The sequence below is a fragment of the Flavobacterium sp. genome (assembly GCF_021151785.1).
Lineage (GTDB): Bacteria > Bacteroidota > Bacteroidia > Flavobacteriales > Flavobacteriaceae > Flavobacterium.
In genome coordinates this window covers 1-2,268 of sequence record NZ_JAGKWP010000176.1, presented here as the reverse complement: position 1 = coordinate 2,268, position 2,268 = coordinate 1, and the positions used below count along the sequence as shown (strand labels likewise).

Annotated in this window: 3 protein-coding genes; 2 read left to right on the top strand and 1 reads right to left on the bottom strand. The window is 36.3% G+C overall.

The window, feature by feature from the left end; genetic code table 11:
• Positions 1 to 529: response regulator transcription factor (locus tag QZ824_RS11395; protein WP_291276137.1), on the bottom strand; the 529-nt coding region annotated here is incomplete at its 3' end.
• Between the two features lie 493 nt (positions 530 to 1,022).
• On the opposite strand from QZ824_RS11395, the gene QZ824_RS11390 reads away from it, so the two are divergent.
• Positions 1,023 to 1,247, top strand: coding sequence for a hypothetical protein (locus tag QZ824_RS11390; RefSeq protein ID WP_291276136.1), 225 nt, complete (start codon positions 1,023 to 1,025; stop codon positions 1,245 to 1,247).
• A 29-nt stretch (positions 1,248 to 1,276) separates the two neighbouring features.
• On the top strand, positions 1,277 to 2,268 hold a 992-nt coding region (locus QZ824_RS11385; protein WP_291276135.1), incomplete at its 3' end, for an ATP-binding protein.

Here is a 2,268-nt window from a genome sequence, read left to right as displayed (position 1 = left end):
CCGCAGCTTTTTCGTCTGATAGGCCCTTAGCTAGAAGTAGAAACACTTCATGTTCTTTAGGATTTAACTTTGTAAGTAGTTCTTTAATATTGCTTGCATCATCTGGATCTTTGTCATATTCACTTTTAGCAAGCCTGATTGCATTTTCTGCAGTGAAATAGAGTTCCCCTTTGGCTACTACACGAATAGCCTCTATGAGTTCCTCGCTACTAGTAGATTTGGAAAGAAATGCTTTGGCACCTCTTTTGTAAGATTCTTTTATGGTTTCACCCTGATCGAATTGACTCAATAAAATAACTTTGGCAGATGGATGTATTGCAATAAGTTGCTCAAGAACGTCGAAGCCATTCAGTTCATGCCCAAATTTAATATCTGACAGCAGTAGGTCAGGCTTTATATTTGTAAACTCATCAATTATTTGGTCGGCAGAAGGAATGTATTTGATCACATTGATTTCTGTGTCTTTTAAGGCTTGCTTAACTCCGTCAGCAAAAAAAGCATGATCATCCGCAATTAAAATATTAATCAAAACTCACCTCTGAGTACGAAATTTGCCCTGGTTGTCAGTTTGTATATAAGAAGCGAAATGGAAAACCTGTAAGTTTTGGTGGCTCTTTAATGGGCGGCAATTCTCTCATATAACTCACAATGACTGATAATTGAAAATTACCATTTCTGCGACATTCTTACGTTATAAAAAGAAGCCCATTTTTAAGGATTTCCCCCTGATTTTGTGATGCCCCTCGCAATTTGCGCTTATAACCGACCATACAAACCTTCTCAAAATGAGCACTATTTTAGTACACGAAGGTTAATAATCCTCATAGAGCAGGGTAAATTTTATCTATAATTATGTTTTTTGTCACAAAAGTTATAATTATTGCTATTGCTAGACACCTACCTTATAAATAAAATGCGCACCACAACTTACCCAATATGGGTAAGTATGATTTCTCATGATGTGAAGTTTCTAAAGCTTTTGAATTGGAAGGAATGCTAAGTTGGAACAAGAAGCGACATTGATGCCTATTAACATTCTTAAGCGGGTTATGCCTGAAAACATCGATGTGGCTGAATTTATACTTGACGAGAATGAATATATTTCGATTTTGCTAAATTCGCATGAAAACCGAACTTTGATCGCAAAAAAGTCGGGTGATGAGCCACGGAAATGGCGAAGCGCAGATAGGGCTATTGAATTCTTAAGAATGAATTTTAAAGTCAAGAAAGTAATTGTTTGTTTGTGACCAAAAGCCTTGAGTTGGAAAGGAATATAATGACTACAGAGAGATCATTTTTACAATGCGCGGGCCAGCTAGAATTGTTTCTAAAGGGTAGGGGGGCATTAAATTCGATTTTGGATGTGAAGTTGGCGCTTGAAAAATCCCAAGAATATCTCGAATCAGCAATATTAAACATGTGCAGCGGAGATAGAGAGTTTGCGCTATCAAATGCAATGCAAGCGTTTGCTTTAACAGACTCAATGAATCTTCAGTTGACTTCGTTGTTGCGTCTGAATGAATTCTCAAATGGTGATGCCAAGCTTCAAGCTTCTTCTATAAATTGCGATCACTTCTTTCAGGCTATTAATAAACACTATGCGGTCAAATGCAAATCGAAAGCAGGTTTGTTTTGGAGTTGTGAGCCAAGAACTATATCTACACAAAACATAATTATTGATTTTGAACTTCTAAAAATTATTCTTAGCGCCGTTATTGATAATGCCCTGCAATACACTAGTTTAGGATTTATTAAGGTTGTCTACGGAGTGTATGTAAACCAATTGGTAGTTGAGGTTCATGATACTGGGATGGGCCTTACAGAGGAGGCCCTACTAGAACTTACTGATAAAGGACTACCCATGAATGATATACATGGTAGTACAGGATTTTCTTTAATTAAATTTTTCTGTAAAAAGCTTAATGGAGTCTATTCAGTTGACAGTAAGGTAGGGTTTGGAACTAAATTTGTTTTTACAATTCCGGTTACTCTCGATACTCATGAGGTTGTAACTAATCCTTCTTGTTTAGGTTTAAATACCCCAACCACATATATTCACAATATAAGACCAAATTCATTTAAGGTTTTAGTTCTTGAATCGACGGCAATTAATCTCGGCCATATGGAGAGATTGCTCTCTGCTGAATTTTTAAGGCGAGAGGATGTGCAGGTAACTTTTACTCAGGATGCATCTGAAGCTATAGCTCAGATAGAAGATAATGAATTCGATTTAATATTTATTGATTTTAATAACAAAGAAATGGACAT